15 protein-coding genes, 1 tRNA gene and 1 pseudogene are annotated in these 15,819 nt (G+C 64.2%); 9 read left to right on the top strand and 8 right to left on the bottom strand.

Annotated features, from left to right (window positions below; genetic code table 11):
* Positions 1-86: 86 nt before the first annotated feature.
* On the bottom strand, positions 87-539 hold the full coding sequence (locus ICL81_RS09830; protein WP_251382072.1) for a DoxX family protein: 453 nt from the start codon (positions 537-539) through the stop codon (positions 87-89).
* Between the two features lie 160 nt (positions 540-699).
* Between ICL81_RS09830 and ICL81_RS09825 the strand changes: the two genes are divergently transcribed.
* Both ICL81_RS09825 and ICL81_RS12215 read left to right on the top strand, forming a co-directional pair.
* Entirely contained in the window at positions 700-1,398 is a 699-nt protein-coding gene (locus ICL81_RS09825) for a response regulator transcription factor (protein WP_188034721.1), read from the top strand.
* Positions 1,395-2,423 (top strand): annotated as a pseudogene (locus ICL81_RS12215) (sensor histidine kinase); the annotation flags it as partial. The gene ICL81_RS09825 and the pseudogene ICL81_RS12215, both read left to right, overlap by 4 nt.
* Before the next feature lie 32 nt (positions 2,424-2,455).
* On the opposite strand, the gene ICL81_RS09820 reads toward ICL81_RS12215, so the two are convergent.
* Positions 2,456-3,535 (bottom strand): FUSC family protein, encoded by a 1,080-nt coding sequence (locus tag ICL81_RS09820; RefSeq protein WP_353055489.1) that lies wholly within the window; start codon positions 3,533-3,535, stop codon positions 2,456-2,458.
* Between the two features lie 19 nt (positions 3,536-3,554).
* Complete coding sequence (locus ICL81_RS09815; RefSeq protein ID WP_353055488.1) at positions 3,555-4,655, bottom strand: biliverdin-producing heme oxygenase; 1,101 nt, start codon at positions 4,653-4,655, stop codon at positions 3,555-3,557.
* A gap of 120 nt (positions 4,656-4,775) precedes the next feature.
* On the opposite strand from ICL81_RS09815, the gene ICL81_RS09810 reads away from it, so the two are divergent.
* Both ICL81_RS09810 and ICL81_RS09805 read left to right on the top strand, forming a co-directional pair.
* Complete coding sequence (locus ICL81_RS09810) at positions 4,776-6,032, top strand: serine hydrolase domain-containing protein (RefSeq protein WP_188034720.1); 1,257 nt, start codon at positions 4,776-4,778, stop codon at positions 6,030-6,032.
* Positions 6,033-6,102: 70 nt separating this feature from the next.
* Positions 6,103-6,173: transfer RNA gene (locus tag ICL81_RS09805), tRNA-Gly, on the top strand.
* 228 nt (positions 6,174-6,401) lie between these two features.
* Here ICL81_RS09805 and ICL81_RS09800 read toward each other — a convergent pair.
* Together ICL81_RS09800 and ICL81_RS09795 are read right to left on the bottom strand one after the other, a co-directional pair.
* Positions 6,402-7,076, bottom strand: coding sequence for a response regulator transcription factor (locus tag ICL81_RS09800; RefSeq protein WP_188034719.1), 675 nt, complete (start codon positions 7,074-7,076; stop codon positions 6,402-6,404).
* On the bottom strand, positions 7,069-8,475 hold the full coding sequence (locus ICL81_RS09795; RefSeq protein ID WP_188034718.1) for an ATP-binding protein: 1,407 nt from the start codon (positions 8,473-8,475) through the stop codon (positions 7,069-7,071). Before ICL81_RS09795 ends, ICL81_RS09800 begins: the two co-directional genes overlap by 8 nt.
* A 113-nt stretch (positions 8,476-8,588) precedes the next feature.
* On the opposite strand from ICL81_RS09795, the gene ICL81_RS09790 reads away from it, so the two are divergent.
* Together ICL81_RS09790 and ICL81_RS09785 are read left to right on the top strand one after the other, a co-directional pair.
* Positions 8,589-10,382 (top strand): PspC domain-containing protein, encoded by a 1,794-nt coding sequence (locus ICL81_RS09790; protein ID WP_188034717.1) that lies wholly within the window; start codon positions 8,589-8,591, stop codon positions 10,380-10,382.
* Positions 10,379-10,753, top strand: coding sequence for a hypothetical protein (locus tag ICL81_RS09785; RefSeq protein ID WP_188034716.1), 375 nt, complete (start codon positions 10,379-10,381; stop codon positions 10,751-10,753). The genes ICL81_RS09790 and ICL81_RS09785 overlap by 4 nt, the downstream gene beginning before the upstream one ends.
* A 290-nt stretch (positions 10,754-11,043) precedes the next feature.
* Here ICL81_RS09785 and ICL81_RS12210 read toward each other — a convergent pair whose 3' ends face one another.
* The 3 genes from ICL81_RS12210 to ICL81_RS09770 all read right to left on the bottom strand — a co-directional run bounded on the left by ICL81_RS12210 (position 11,044) and on the right by ICL81_RS09770 (position 13,450).
* The gene (locus ICL81_RS12210; protein WP_188034715.1) at positions 11,044-11,865 is read right to left on the bottom strand and encodes a DUF559 domain-containing protein; all 822 of its coding nucleotides are present in this window, start codon (positions 11,863-11,865) and stop codon (positions 11,044-11,046) included.
* 235 nt (positions 11,866-12,100) lie between these two features.
* The gene (locus ICL81_RS09775) at positions 12,101-12,745 is read right to left on the bottom strand and encodes a TrmH family RNA methyltransferase (protein ID WP_188034714.1); all 645 of its coding nucleotides are present in this window, start codon (positions 12,743-12,745) and stop codon (positions 12,101-12,103) included.
* 90 nt (positions 12,746-12,835) lie between these two features.
* Positions 12,836-13,450, bottom strand: a complete 615-nt coding sequence (locus tag ICL81_RS09770; protein WP_188034713.1) for a LysE/ArgO family amino acid transporter — start codon at positions 13,448-13,450, stop codon at positions 12,836-12,838.
* 148 nt (positions 13,451-13,598) lie between these two features.
* Between ICL81_RS09770 and ICL81_RS09765 the strand changes: the two genes are divergently transcribed.
* The 3 genes from ICL81_RS09765 (at position 13,599) to ICL81_RS09755 (ending at position 15,675) form a co-directional block, all read left to right on the top strand.
* Positions 13,599-14,531, top strand: a complete 933-nt coding sequence (locus ICL81_RS09765) for an AEC family transporter (protein WP_188034712.1) — start codon at positions 13,599-13,601, stop codon at positions 14,529-14,531.
* Between the two features lie 110 nt (positions 14,532-14,641).
* Positions 14,642-15,220 (top strand): nitroreductase family protein, encoded by a 579-nt coding sequence (locus ICL81_RS09760; protein WP_188024640.1) that lies wholly within the window; start codon positions 14,642-14,644, stop codon positions 15,218-15,220.
* A gap of 209 nt (positions 15,221-15,429) precedes the next feature.
* Positions 15,430-15,675 carry a hypothetical protein gene (locus ICL81_RS09755; RefSeq protein ID WP_188034711.1) on the top strand — a complete coding sequence of 82 codons (246 nt, stop codon included), beginning with the start codon at positions 15,430-15,432 and terminating at the stop codon, positions 15,673-15,675.
* Positions 15,676-15,819: the final 144 nt, after the last annotated feature.

Raw genomic sequence — 15,819 nt, 5'->3', positions numbered from 1 at the left:
AATGTCTTACAGAAGCGACGAAATGCTACCGAGGCGGTGGGCCGCGGCGGCTGGGGTGGGGCGGTGAGGCGGTGGGAGGGGTGCGACTAGCGCAGGAACGACGGGATGCGGCCGTGAAGCGTTGCGAGCGCCGAGAAGCGGCCCGGGCCGAGCAGGGCGAGCGCGACGAGTGCCGCAGCAATGATCGCGGGCAGCTCCCAGCCACCGCCGTCAGCGTAGAAGCCGGCACCTGCGTGTGCGGTCACGATCGCGACGAACAGTTCGAGCGCCGCAAGCACCGCGAGCGGGCGCACGAAGACGCCAAGTACGAGGAGGGCGCCGCCGACAAGCTCGAGCACCGCCACGATGATCGCAGCAACCTCAGGCATCGGCAAACCGAGCGAGCTGAAGAAGAGGCCCACCTGGTCAACCCCCATGCTGAAGAACTTCTGCCAGCCGTGCGCGAAGAGCGCTCCGCCGAGCACGATGCGCAGCAGGAGCTTGGCGATATCGTCCGACATCACGGCGCGGGCGGCGGTGGGGGCAGGCGTCTGGGTCATGAGATCTCCTTCACTGTGAGCGCGGATGTCGCGCCCAAATCTAGTGTTGGCGTTCGTTCCGGCGAGCCGGTATCCCCCACCTGGCTGAAACACGACGTCAACCGGCTGAACCCGGCGCATACCCAGCGAGGTTCGGATCAGCGCAACCTAGCATTGCCGTATGTCAGATCAGCTCCCCGCGTCCAGCGTCACCGCTGCCATCGCCATCGCCGTCGCCATCATCGACGATGAGGCACTCGTGCGGCAGGGACTCACGCTCATTCTTGAGGCGGCACCCGGCCTCACCGTTGTCGGATCAGGTGACGGCACAGAAGCCCTCGCCCTCGTGCGGGAGCGTTGCCCACAGGTTGTGCTGCTCGACATTCGCATGCCCCAGGTCGACGGGCTCACTGTCTTGCGGGAGCTGACGGCGCTGCCCGATCCGCCCCACATCGTCATGCTCACCACCTTTGACATGGACGATTACGTCCGCACCGCGCTCGACCTTGGCGCGGCCGGATACCTCCTGAAAGACACCGATCCCGAGCTGTTGCCGCAGTATGTCCGGACGGCCGCGAGCGGTGGTGTTGTGCTCGCTCCCCTCCCCGCGCAGCGCATGCGCGAGGCAGTGCGCGCTGGCGGGACCGATCACGATGCAGTGGCGCGGATCGCGCAGCTCACCGAGCGAGAGCGCGAGGTGCTTGTCCGCGTTGCACAGGGCGACTCAAACACCGAGATCTCCCGCGCACTCTTGCTCAGTGTCGGTACGGTGAAGGACCACGTCTCCGCGATCCTCGCGAAGTTATCTGTTTCTGGCCGCGTGCCCGCCGCGCTGCTGGCCGAGCGTGCCGGGCTCCTCCGCACGGAGGTCACACGATGAAGACGCTCGCTCCCGCGACACTCCCGCGCTGGACGGTCGAAGCCGCGCTGCTCGTGGCCGCCTCGGCGGAGGCCGCGATTACCCTGTTTGATTCGGGGCTTCTGAGCACCATCTTCTCGTTCGTTGCCGCGGCTGGGCTGATACTCAGACGGTGCGCGCCATGGGCGGCCGTCTTACTCGCGCTTCCCGGCCTCGTGTTCGGTTGCGCCTCGATCGCCGCCGTCATCGCGCTCTACTCGCTCGCCGTACAGCGGCCGCACCGCATGGTGCTCGGTGGCGCCATCTCGACCATGTTCGTGGCGCACGTCGCTGGAGCTGCCGGTGCAGAGATTCCCCAACACCCCGTAGGTATGCTCACGACCGCAGCGATGTTCGCCCTCGCTCCTGCAGCCGTCGGCGTGCTCGTCGCCACCCGCTGCCAGCTCGTCGACAGCCTCGCGGAACTCGGCGAAGCGCACGCTGCCCAGCGCGAACGCGCTGCGGCCGAGGCGGTGCGACACGAGCGCGAACTCCTTGCCCGCGAAATGCACGACGTCGTCTCACACCAGGTCAGTCTCATGGCCGTGCAAGCCGGTGCGCTTCAGGTGCGAGCCCGCGACGAGGAGTCACGCACGGGTGCCCGCACGATCCGCCAGCTCTGCGTGACCACGCTCGAAGAGCTCAGGACGATGCTCACGGTGCTGCGATCTGGCGATCGATCCGCGCCCCAAACTGCGCCACAGCCCTGCCTGTCAGATGTCGCCGCGCTCACCGAGGCCTCCGGACTCGAGGTAACGGTGGAGCTCGATCTGCCAGATTCACTCAGTGCACCGGTGCAGCGCGCGATCTACCGCACCATTCAAGAGGCGCTCACGAATGCGCGCAAGCATGCTCCCGGCACCGCAGTCAGCGTACGCGGGCAAGTTGTCGAGGGGGTACTTGAGGTGCGCGTGAGCAATTCCGCGCCGCAGATGCCAGGGCTCGGGCTGCCTGGCTCAGGACTCGGCCTCGTCGGCCTGAGTGAGCGCGCCCATATTCTTGGCGGATCAGTGGCCTCCGGCCACGCCCCAGACGGCGGCTACGAAACCACCTTGAGTGTGCCAGTGGCCGTGCGCGGTCCAGGCGCGTGGATGAACGAGGTCAAGATCGCGAGCGTCGCCCCCACGAGGGTGTCGATCACACGCACCTCCGCAGTAAACTCCATGCCGGCGCCAGAAGCAGCCGACGAGATGAACAGCACGAGCGGCGTGATGAACACAAGCGCAAACGCGTAGTTTCGCACGACGACAATCTCAATCGCGAACTGGAAGAACGCGATGATCGCCACAAACATCCACGGGTTTTCACCGAGCGGTGCGATGAGTATGAACAGTGCGGCGCCGAGAATCGTGCCGAGTGAGCGATGCAGGCCGCGGCCGAGCGAGTGCCTACGCACCGTGCTCAAACCAATGACCGCGACACCAGACGAGACCGTCCAGTACGCGCGCGACGGTTCGATCCACAGCTCGCTCACGATCGTGCCGATAACGGCCACGATCGCCACACGCAATAGGAGTTCCTGCTCGCCGCGACCAAACCAGATCCGCGGAATGATCTCGCGGAACGGTCGTGCCGGGCGCTCACGTTCTGCACGACGCAACAGCGGCAGCAGCGCGATCAGGTAGGCAAAGACGATGCCAACAGCCAGTGCCAGCAAGAATGAACCAAGCGACACCGAACTCTTCGGCCCAGCGATCGTCCCGGCAAGCCCGTACATAAGCACGAAGAACACCGGACCAGGCGGGCCGAAGCGCAGGCCATACGTGACCGCGCTCGACACAATCGCGGCGATAACCAGGCCGATCGCGGCTGCCAGTGGCCAGTGCGCGAGCCACCCACCGAGGGCAGCGCAGCCAAACAGCATCGCGCCAACGAGCGGCAGCACACGCGCACGTTCCGCAGCGGGAAGGCCAGCGAAGAACAGCGCGGTGAACGCGCCGGTGCCAACCTGCAGGCCGATTCCGGGTTCGCCAAGCAGCGTGCCGATCGCGAGCGGAACGCCCATAGAAGCGGCCGCTCGCAGCGCGATCCAGTGACGCGGACCGGGACCAGCTGGCATCGCCCACAGGCTCCGGATTGCTTCGGAGAACGCTTGGCCTAGGCTTCCCTTGCGGCTCACGCGATCCCCTTCAGCCTGCTCAGTTTGCTGCGCGGGCAGCCTTCTGCTTGCCCAGATCGATGAAGACCTGTGTGTTGAACGCGTACGCCTGGCGCACCTCGTCGCACATGCGCTTCTGCTCGGCCTCATCGAGGGTGTCACCCAGCGAATCAAGCACCGTGCGGTAGTTGGTCTTGAACTCAGCAAGATCGCCGAGCTCAGCAAAGTTGTAGAACGAGATGCCACGTCCATCATCGAAGCCGTGCTGCTTCGCGACACGCTTCGCGATCATCTGGCCACCCGACAGGTCACCGAGGTAGCGCGTGTAGTGGTGCGCGATAACGCCAGCAGCCCAGCCCTCTTCGCCGATTTCGGTGATGCGAGCCGCATATGCAGCGGTCGCAGGCACTGCCGCGATCTGCTCACGCCAGTCAGCACCAACGAGGAACTCAAGGTCTTCCTCAAGAGCGGGAAGACGAACGAGCGCTGCGGGGTGCAGCAGCTCTGCGTCATCACGGGTTGCGAGCTGAGTCGCAGCCGCCTCGAGCGCTACATACATGAAGTAGTGCTGGATGACGAGGTCAATGTAGTCCTGCTTCGTGGCGACACCGCGCATGATGTCTTCCATGAAGGTCGCACCCTCGCTGTCTGAGTGGTCGCCCCACGAGCTCTCGCGGATAACCTGCGAGAACGGCTTCGGGCCGGTGTGCTCAGCTGCAGCCGCGTGCGGGTTGCCGCCATGCGCGTGCGGGTTGCCGCCGTGGCCGTGGGGGCTTGCGCCATGGCCGCCGTGGCCGTGGCCGCCGTGCTCGCCATGCGGGTTGGCATCGGCTGCAGGCTTGTGCTCTTCACGAGCGGGAACGCCGAGCGTCTTGCATGCCGCCTGGTACACCAGCACAACATCGCGGCGGATCTGCGGGCGCTCAGTCAGCGGAGCACTCGGCCAGGCAACAGTGATCTCACGAGTGCCCTCGGGGCCCTCGGCGCGCCAAACACCGGCATCCTGGTTCAGGTCTGCCATGACGCTGGCAGTCGCATCGGGATAACCATTTGCGCGTGCGATGAGCAAGTTGTCATCGTTGTGGTCGTCATTCATGTGGGCGAGCACTGCGTCAATAACGGCGGCATCAAAGTTCTTCACCACACCATTCTATTAACGACTTGGTGAAAGAGGCCATTTTCACGGGTTACCGCTGGTACCACAGAGTAGACTTTCCTCGACTTTGCCTCGCGCAACCAGTAAGCAGGATTGGCGGTTTTCGTGTTCGCAAGCTTTGCCCGACGCACTCGCGTCGCCACAGTGGGTGCTCTCGCTGTCGTCGCCCTCAGCCTCACCGCATGCAGCGGTGCTGGCCAGGCCGGCAACGATTCAAACTCCAGCACCGTAAGTGAAGGCCTCGCAGGGAGCTTCGAGACCGCGGTGCAGAACGCGCTCGAGAAGAGCGGATCGACGCAGGCCGTCGTCGGCGTCTGGACGTCAGAGGGCGAGTACGTCCAGGGCTTCGGCGAGGGCATCGACGCAGGCTCGCAGTTCAACGCTGCTCAGACCGCAACTCCGTTTGCGTGCGCGATTCTGCTCGAGAAGGTCACGGCAGGTGAGCTGAAGCTCAACCAGCCGGTCTCAGACGTACTCACGCGCCAAGCGCACCTCGACGACATCACCTTCGAGCAGCTCTGCACCCAGCGTTCTGGCCTTGCAGATTACAAGAAGGGCTTCGAGAGCGCCAACATGCAGACGCCCGAGCGCGTCTTTGCTGAGCAGGAGCTGCTTGCGAACACGTTCGCACGCTCACCGCTCTCGTGGCCCGGTCTCGACTTCCACGAGTCAGACGGCAACGCGCTCCTTCTGCATCGCGCACTGCGCATTCAGGCAGCGGTATCGCCGCAGAACCTGTACCAGGACGAGCTCTTCGAGGTTGCCGAGATGCGCTCGTCGTACATCCCTGAAACAACTGAGACCAGCCTCGGCGAAGGCGGCCTCACCCCGCTCGCGTACCCGACGAAGGACGGCAATGCCGTCTGTGATGCTGAAGACATCACGCTCTCAGGCGTGAGCACCACGATGATTTCGGGCCCTGGCTCGGCTGTCACGACCGTCACTGACATGAAGCGCTTCTACGACGCATACTTCGCGGGCACCTTCGGCGGACCGAAGCAGGCAAGCATCACCACCACGACCGAATCTGCGTCGAACCCCGAGCGCGACAAGGACGGCAACCCCACGGGTGAAGTCGAAGAAGGCGGCGCTGAGTGGGGCTTCGGCGTCGAGAAGGTCGGCCCGCTGCTCGGTCATGCAGGCAAGCTTTCTGGCACCATCAGCGCTGCGTACCAGGATCCCGAGACCAAGTTCACCGTCGCAGTCGCACTGAACAACTCGACCGCAGGCGCAAGCTTCGCGCGTGCGCTCGCGTTCGAGCTCGCAGCAATCGCCGCTGAAAACGGCGCTGCACCCGAAATGAGCTGGACCGCTGAGGCACAGGCAAACGCCATCGCCGAGAAGGCAGTCTGCGCTTCGTAATTACGGCGCCAGAATGGGCGCCTTCGGGTTCCCATTCTGATACGCTCGTAGGGTTGCGGTAACGCAGCCTGGGATCGTCGTCTAATGGTAAGACATCAGCTTCCCAAGCTGAGAACGCGGGTTCGATTCCCGTCGGTCCCTCTGCCAGGTGGTGGGCCCTCGCTTATGCGGGGCCCACCACCTTTTGTTTGTGCGAGCGCCGCGGCTATGCCTGGTTGCAACGACGAAGCGCCCCAATTTGCCGTCAATATGCTTTCTGCCGTAAATATGCAGAAATCGGCCTCAAACAACATATTGGCGGCCGATTACATATCTACGGCAAATCGCGGTCGCGGTCGCGGTCGCGGCACCGACGCCAGACCAAAACCCCTACAGCAGCCGCCGCGACAGCGCCCAGGCAGTCAGCTCATGCCGATTCGACAGCTGCAGCTTGCGCAGCACATTGGAGACGTGAGTTTCCACCGTCTTCACCGACAGGAAGAGCTCAGCCGCCACCTCCTTGTACGCATAGCCTCGGGCAATCATGCGCATGACCTCTTGCTCCCGGGCAGACAGCCGGTCGAGCTCATCATCAGCCGCTGCAGTCTCGCCGCCACCAGCGCCAAAGGCGTCGAGCACGAACCCGGCCAGGCGCGGCGAGAAGACCGCATCGCCACCGTGCACACGCACCGCTGCCGCCGTAACTTCCGCACCCGATGACGTCTTGGTCAGGTACCCACGAGCACCCGCGCGGATCACGGTCACCACGTCATCAGCAGCATCCGAGACGCTGAGCGCGAGTGCACGAGCCGTGGCGCCGGCCGGAGTGCCTGCGATCCGCTGGAGCACCTCAGCCCCGCCACCGCCAGCACCGCCGGGCAAGTGCACGTCAAGCAACACGACGTCGGGCAACGTCTCGGCGATCACCGCAACAGCCTCGTCGACGGTCGCCGCCTCGCCAACGACATCGAGCTCCGGGCCGAGCTCAGCGCGCAGCCCGGTGCGGAAAATCTGGTGGTCATCCACGATCACGACGCGGATTGGCGCACTCTGCACCTCAGTCATTCGGGGTTCCTTCCGGAGAGTCTGGGGCTGTGGCGGCAGGGGCCACCCGTGGGATGTTCAGTCGCACTGACGTGCCGCCGCTGGGGCCTCGGACGATCCGCGCCCCGCCACCGGCGCGCTCCATGCGACCGAGGATCGATTCGCGCACTCCCATGCGGCCATCTGGCAGATTGGAGAGATCAAGACCGGGACCGCGATCGGCGATATCTATGCGGATCGTGTCAGCGGTCGCTTCGAGGTATACCGTGACGTCACCGCCCGCGTGGCGGGCTGCGTTGAGCATGGCTTCGCGCGCGGCAGCGATGATCGGTTCGGGGGCGATGCCTGCCGAACCTACTTCGACGACCTCGAATCGCACCGCGTGCTCCGCTTCGAGCGCGGCAGCGTGGGCGCGCAGCTCCTCGCCGGCAAGCTCGCGCTCACGCGCGGCAGCACCGTCCCCAGCGCGGAACAGCCACTCACGGAGTTCGCGTTCCTGGCCGCGGGCGATCCGCGCGACTTCGCTGCCGGGGGCGGATCGCTGCTGGATCAGTGCGAGCGTCTGCAGCACCGAGTCATGCAGGTGGGCGGCGATTTCGGAGCGTTCCTCCTCGCGGGCACGTGCCGACCGCTCGGCCACGAGCTCACGGTTCATACGGAGCAGCCACGGCGCAATCGCGAGCGCGACGCCAGCAAGCACCGCGAATGCGGCACCAATGACGGTGAGTGCGCTCGGTTCTCGAGCGGTGACAAAGAACATCAAGACGCCTGCGGCGACGAGTGCCAATGCCCCGAGCACGCGGGGAACCATGTTGCGCTCGGGGTTGCGGCGATCGGCGAACTGCCACCAGGTCAGCCCGACGCCAACAAGCACTGCGAGCGCAGGCAGGATGAACGTCAGGTCGAAGCGCACGCCAGAGCGGTCGAGCACGAGTGCGATACCGGCGATGAGGAATCCGGCACCAAGCAGGAGCTCGGCGACCGGCCAGCGGGTGAAGCGTGTTGGCGCTGGTGTTGGCGCTGGCGCAGAGGCAACCGCGTCTGGAGTGGCACGGGGCGCAGCCTCAGGAGCCGGTGCGGTGCCAGATTCGTCCGTCTGACTATCTGGGATACCAGACGGCGCAGTTGGTGCGGCAGGGGCTGCAATCGCAGGTGCTCCTGCGGTCGGCCCCGTAACGTCAGTCGCAGCGGGCCGAGTCAGTGCCCGACGCAACGGGACGATCGGTTCAAGCGCTCCTGCCGGCGGTACCGTCACCCACAGCCAGATGTACAGCAGCGGCCCAGCGCCTGCGGCGAGCGCGAGGACGGCGAATGCGATCCGCACCCATGCCACCGGCACCGCGAGGTGCGCGGCAAGGCCCGCACAGACGCCCGCGAGAATGCGGTCATCTGTCGCGCGCACGAGCGGGGGTCGATTCATGGTTCTATCAAAGCAGCCAACGGGGGCAGTCTGCACCCTCAGGGGCAAGGATCAGGGGTCGCTCAGGGGAAACCCCGATGGCAAGCTTCGCCAGTGTCCAGCAAACTCGAAGTATGAACACCACACCCGAACCGACTCAGAACGGCAATGCCCCCTTCGGCACCCCGTTCTTCACGTGGCTGCGTGGACTCGGAATCACCCGCGGCAGCGATCGCTGGTTCGCCGGCGTTGCCGGTGGCCTTGCGGCGAAAGCAGGCATTGATCCGCTCATCGTGCGCGGCATCTTCATCGTTCTCGCCGTGCTTGGCGGGCCAGGCTTGCTGCTGTACCTCGCAGGCTGGCTCCTGTTGCCCGATACCAGCGGACGCATTCACCTGGAGGAACTGTTCCGGGGGCGAGCGTCGGCCGGGGTCGTCACCGCCGCAGTAATTATTGCGGTCGTTGTGGTGATTCCGGCGATCTTCGGAATTATTGCGCCCGGCGTTTCCAGCCCGCTCAGCGTCTGGAATTGGGGCTGGGGTTGGGGCACATGGATGCTCCCGCACTGGCTGCAAGTACTCTTCACTATCGGCCTGTGGCTCGCAATCGTGGGCGGTGCCGTGTGGTGGGTCAGCCGTGTCGCGCTGAAGCGCGGCCGTAAGCAGAATGCTGCTGGCGCGAGTGATCCGACGGCGGCCCCAGCTACTGACCCGGCTGCCGCTGCAGCCGCTACACCGGCCACAGCTGGCGCAGCACCTTCGACGGCTTCCTTCGCCGGACCGGCTGAGTCGGCTACGACCGCGGGCGGATCCGCCCCCACGTCAGACGCCTCCGACTCGAGCGCGGGTACTCCCGACCCCACCTGGGAGCAACGTCTCAACGGCTGGGAGAAGAACGTCTCAGACTGGGGCGACCGCACAAGCGAGAAGGCTTCAAAGTGGGGCGACGACGTAGGCCGCAAGGCTGACGAATGGAGCGCGCAGTACGCCGCGCACCACGACGCTCGCAAGCTGGGTGCAGGTCATGTGATCATCACCCTCGCGCTTGCGCTGCTCGCTGCTGGATCCTGCGCGATCTGGGCGCTCACGTTTGATGCCCGCCTGCCGTTCGCATCTGGTGTCCCTGCTTCGCTCATTGCGGGCATCACTGGTGCGCTTGTTGTGCTGGCCGTGTCACTGATTGTGGCCGGTATCCGCGGTCGAAGCACCGGCGTTGTCGGCTTCCTCTCTACTGTCGGCGTCATTGCGCTCCTCGTCACCGCAGTGTTCCCCTGGGGTTCACGCTTCCAGCCATTCGGCAACATGTATGTCCCGGCCGGCCAGGCGCCCGGTGCCGTGGTCGTCGCGGGTGACATGGATCTCGATCTCACGAATCTGCAACCCAATGATGGCGATCTCACCGCATGGCTCGGGGCCGGTCGCGTGAATGTGTCTCTCCCGATCGAGACACCAGCGGTAATCACACTGCGTGTACTCGCTGGCAACATCGAAGAGCCCGGGGCCGCTGGCGCTCGCACCGCTGGCCCGCTGCTGAGTCGAACCATCGAAGTCAACGGCGCTGACCACTCAGGGCACGGCAGCGGGAGCGTGGCACACCGGAGCGCGGATCTCCCCCACATCACCGTCTACGTGCTGGCAGGAAACATCCGTGTTTTCCATCAAATGGAGAGCACTGACAGTTCCTCGACCAGCGGGTCGAAGACGGACGATACTGGAAAGTCTCAGGCCGAGCTAGCTGAGGAACAAGCCGCGGCCGAAGCGGAAGCAGAAGCGGAAGCAAAGGCCGCCCGTATCGGGGAGCAGCTTGACCATGTACAGTGGCAGCTCACCGAGCCAGGCCTCTCGGCCAAGGACCGTACCGAGCTCGAAGCTCGCGAGACTGAACTCGAGAGCCAACTCGCCCGTGCGAAGCAGGAGGTCATCCGATGAGCAGTTCAGAAGAGACTCGCCCCGAAACCGGAGCGGAGCCGTCAGTGCAACCTGCGACTACTCCACTATTTCCGACGACTCCGATCGAGGCGACGCAGCCCGTTCCGCCGACGCAGCCCGTTCCGCCGCTGAAGCCAGCGCAGCCAGCGCAGCCAGCGCAGCCAGCGCAGGATGACCATCGCACGGGGCCACGAACCGGTCCCATCATCTGGGGTGCCCTGATTCTCGCGTTCTGCGCCTACGTCGGCCAGAAGGCGTTTGGCACAGGTAGCCTCGACGCGATCACCTGGATCACCATCACCACGATTGGGCTTGGCACGTTGCTCCTGCTGGTCGGCATCACCGTCGTGGTGCGCGGGCGTCGCACGTAGCGCCGGCCCATTCCAGCCCGCTGTTGCCGTAGATCTGCTTTCCGCTCTAGATCTGGTGTTTGGACGCCCAAACAACATATTGACGGCCGATTGCATATCTACGGCAAATGCGGCAAGCGACAGCCGCAACATGCCACTAGCCCAGGGCAATGCCGGGCGCATGCCCGGCTGCGGCAGCACCATACAGCCCCGCCACGACATGGAGGCCCTACACGGCGCTGCCGCGGCCTGCCACCGGCAGACCTTGCCCTGAGCCGAATCGCTTTCGGACCAACCACCCTACGTCTGCATCAACGCCTGTTATGCAGTCCCGCCCTGATTGCCGTCATGATGATTTCTTGGGTTTCTGGCCAGTCATGCATGACCTGGGCATAGCCAAACCTCAGCACGGTGAATCCCAACGTCGCCAGCACTGCGTCGTGAGTGTTGTCTTTGTTTCGCTGTACGCCAACATGCGTACCTCCGTCGATCTGCAAGATCAGACGCTCCCCTAAGAGGAAATCCACTCGTCGCCCCTCGATCCAGGTCTGAGTTCGGAGCCGTACCGGCAACCACCTCAGCCTGAGTCGTACGTATGTCTCTAGCCCCGAGTCCGCGAAGCGGTCAGTGTCTCTGAGCACGCGTCTTGCTCGGCCACCAAGTGCGGCACTTTCCAACTGTCCCTTGGTAACGAGCTGCTTGTTCAATGCGGAGTCCCAAGTCGCAACCGCGTCCTCGTGAGGCTGACATCGAGCAACATGTGACAACACATTAATGATCGAGTCTTCGAGCGCATACGGCATCCGTGGTTCAACCGGTTTCCAGTAGTGGAGGCAGATTCCCTCTTCGCGCAGTTCGCTCCCAGGCCTGGGCACAGCAAAGTGGCGCTGACCACTCTCACGCACCCACAGCCCCAGCCGCTCTGCCTGAGTGACGCAGCTCAGCGTGAGTCGCGCTTTGGCTGCGTACACTCGTGCTGGATCTGCGCTTGGCACGGCCACCCAACCGCGGCCAATTCGAAGCAGCGATCCACGTTTGACCGCTTGGTCGAGTGCATACTTACTCAGGCCCGCCTCACGCAATTCACTTGTGCGGGTCACCCCATGTGCTTCTTCCAAGCGCTGCCGATACATTTACCCACAATTGCAACGCTTGAATCCCACCGCACGGCGAATTCTGGAAATGTGGAAAACTCACTCGGGTCTTCGCGATATGTGCCCCTGTGCGCAACGCAAAGCCAGGATCAGCACGTCACCGTAAATCTGTAATCTGCCTAAAAACTGGTGTTTGGACGCCCAAACACCATATTGACGGCCGATCGCATATCTACGGCAAACGCGGCCGCAGCGCAGCCAACAGCACCAACCTCTACCGGGGCCGCAGCGTCGAGTGCTGCATCACCCAGTTGTGCATCGACACCGCGGCAGCAGCAGAAGCGTTGATCGACCGCGTCGACCCGTACTGCGTGATCTCGACCACGGCCTCAGCCGCCTCAATGGCCTCGGCGCTCAAGCCAGGGCCTTCCTGGCCAAAGAGCATGACGCAGCGCTCGGGCCACTCAAAGGTCTCCAGGGGAACGCACCCAGGCACATTGTCGATCGCAATGATCGGAATGCCCTCAGCCCGTGCCCAAGCAACGAGATCCGCCACGGTTTCCCGATGCTCGACGTGCTGGTAGCGATCAGTCACCATTGCGCCACGCTTGTTCCAGCGGCGACGTCCGACGATGTGCACGGTGTCTGCGGCGAACGCGTTGGCGCTGCGCACGATCGAACCGATGTTCATGTCGTGCTGCCAGTTCTCGATCGCGACGTGGAATGGGTGTCGGTGCTCGTCGAGATCCGCCACGATGGCATCCATCGTCCAGTACCGATACCGGTCGATCACATTGCGTGAATCGCCATTCTCGAGCAGCTCGGGGTCGTAGTAATCCTCGGTCGGCCACTCCTCGCGGCCGCCAGGCCACGGCCCGACGCCGGGACGATCTTGGATGGGTGCGCTCTCTTCAGTCACACCCCTATTCTTCCAGGCTCGCGCGGGCGCGTGTGCCGCGGGCAGGGCGCGGATCGTTCCAAGCAGCTCCAAGCAGCCCCATGCCGCGAATTAGCCGACCGCACCACCGAAGATCAGGCGCGCAGCGATGACCAGCATCATGCCAGCGACGATCCAGTCGAGCACCTGCCATGCACGCGGCGTCGCGAAGAAGCGCGTGAGCAGGCGTGCGCCGTACCCGAGCAGGAAGAACCACCCGATGCTCGCGATCGCTCCGCCAGCAGCAAACCACCAGCGGCCGGGGTCGCCCTGTGCGTTACCGATCGACCCCATGAGCACCATGGTGTCGAGGTACACGTGCGGGTTGAGGTAGGTGATTGCGAGGCAGGCGAGGACCGTGCGCTTAAGCGATGACTCCCCCGCACCATCAGCGACGAGCACAGACGGCTTCATCGCACGGCGAGCGGCCGAGAACGCGTACCAGAGCAGGAAGAGCACGCCACCCCACCGAATGATCTCAAGCGCGATAGGCGCTCGCTCCACGACGTATCCGATACCAGCGACGCCAAGCGTTTCAAGAAGCGCGTCCGTCAGCCCGCAGATAAGCACGACCGGAAGCACGTGCTCTCGTCGGATGCCCTGGCGCAGCACAAACGCATTCTGCGCACCAATCGCAACGATCAGAGAGAGGCCGCTACCGATACCGACGAGAAATGGAATGATCACCCGATACAGCGTACGTGCTGCATGGCATGCCAACAGCTCGGGCAGGTTGCATCTCTGCAACGGTTGCGGTGGCCCCGAGATCCACGCCCCATACGATTGATCTAGCGGCGCTTCCCGTCGCGGCAGCAGATCGAGAGGATCCTCACCCGTGTTTGGCGTATTGCAGGGCTTCACCGTCATCCTCGTCATCATCGGAGCGGGATATCTCACGGGTCGCCTCGGCATCGTCAAAGGCGAGCAACGACGCGTCCTCAACAACGTCGCGTTCTACGTCGCGATGCCCGCGATGCTATTCGGCGTGCTGCTGCGCAGCGACCCGAAGGTGTTGATCTCGCCAGTCATGCTCGTCACGACGCTCTCGGCAATTGCCGCGGCATTGCTGTTTGTCGTTGCCTCGCGCCTGTGGTTCAAACGTGACTTCGCTGCGACGACGCTCGGCGCGACCGCTTCGGGGTATGTGAATTCGAACAACCTGGGCCTGCCGGTGGCCATGTACATTCTGGGTGACGCTGCGTACGTTGCACCGTTGCTGCTCGTGCAGCTCATTGTGTTTGCCCCGGTAACGCTGTCGATTCTCGATTTCTCACGGTCTGGCGGATCATCCTCAGCCTTCAAAACGGCCACCCAAGCACTCGGGCGCACACTCCGCAGCCCCATCATCATCGCCACGGCAGCTGGCTATCTCTGTGCACTCTTCGCGGTACCCGTGCCGCAGCTCATTGTCGAACCGCTCGACATGCTCGGTGCGGCCTCGATTCCGATGGTGCTCTTGAGCTTTGGCATCTCGCTGCACGGCCAGCGTCCCCTCACGGCAGGCAGCGGCCGCGCAGCCTCACTCACTGCCTCGGGCCTCAAGGTCGTGGGCATGCCCCTCATCGCGTTTGGGCTGTCACTCGCGTTTGGGCTCGATCCGCACGCCACGTTCGTGGCCACGACGATCGCAGCCCTCCCGACCGCGCAGAACGTCTACACCTACGCCGTCACCTATCAGCGCGGTGAGGTGCTTGTGCGCGACACCGTGTTCCTCACCACGTTTGCCTCGCTGCCGGTGCTGGCCGCGATCGCATTGCTGCTGGGATAGCGACGGGGCACCGTCACAAACTGACGCACAGAAAACTCGCTGGAATACTCTGGCCAGATCTGATGTTGCACCCTGCGTACATCACCGTATTTCAAGGAGTAAGCCTCAACATGAGCCCCCGCACCGCGCAGACCAGCGCTCCTATTCTTGAGTCACTCAGCAACCGCTGGAGCCCCCGCGCATTCGACGCAAACCATGAGTTCCCCGAGGGCGCGCTGCGCGGCATCTTCGAGGCAGCTCGCTGGGCACCCAGCGCGAACAACGTTCAGCCTTGGCACTTCATCGTTGCACGCCGTGGCACCGAGGGCTTCGCACAGATCGCAGAGTCGCTCGTAGGCTTCAACCAGGCATGGGCTGGCTCGGCTTCGGCACTCCTCGTTGCAGTCGCAGAGACCGCTGACGAAGAGGGCAACGCACGCCCCTGGGCACACTACGACCTCGGCCAGGCAATGGCTCACCTCTCGGTGCAGGCTCAGAGCGAGGGCATTTACGTGCACCAGATGGGTGGCTTCGACCCCGCAGCACTCAAGGCAGCGTTCAACCTCGGCGAGAACCAGGTTGCTGTGACTGTTTCGACCCTCGGCACCATCGCTGAGTCGGCGGATCACCTCCCCGAGATGCTCCAGGAGCGCGAGACCGCTCCCCGCGAGCGCCGTCCCCTCGAGGACATCGTCACCATCGCAGCGTAATTTCCTGCGGCCGCAACGGCACGACACAGGGGCGCGGATCAGACAGTGGTTGTCCGATCCGCGCCCCTGTGTGTCTGTGCTGGAGGCTTGCGCCCCGAAGATGGCCTGGCAGGCAAGTCCTCTTGCCATTAGGATTTGGGGCACTTCCGGGAACCCAGCGCGGAAAACTGGCGCTCGGGCTCGAAGACCCAGCGCCAAGGAGAACGCACATGACGAAAGAAGCAGGCTCTGCACTGCGAACAACGACGCTGGTACTGCTCGTAGCCCTGAACGTCGTCCTAGTTTCCTTCTTCGTGCTTTGGTGGATCGCTGACGCCACGAGCGTGAATTCGGCGGAAGGTCCAGCTGGCTTCGACCCGTCCAAACTGCTTCCAAACGCGAACCTGATGTGGATTGCGGCCCATTCTTCGTTACTCATGCTGATTGCGGTGGACGTCTGTTTCGTGTTCAGCTAGCGGAGGCTGGGTAGCAAGCCTGCGCTGGAGGCTTCGCCGCGGCCGTAACGGCATGACACAGGGGCGGGGGGGGGGGGGGGGGGGGGGGGGGGGGGCGGGCGGGGGGGGGGGGGGGGGGGGGGGTGGGGGGGCCCCCGCCCCGCG

The organism is Leucobacter sp. cx-328 (assembly GCF_014530035.1).
Classification (GTDB): Bacteria; Actinomycetota; Actinomycetes; order Actinomycetales; family Microbacteriaceae; genus Leucobacter.
Note: the sequence above shows the minus strand (reverse complement) of the source record. Positions and strands in the feature narration are given on the sequence as shown.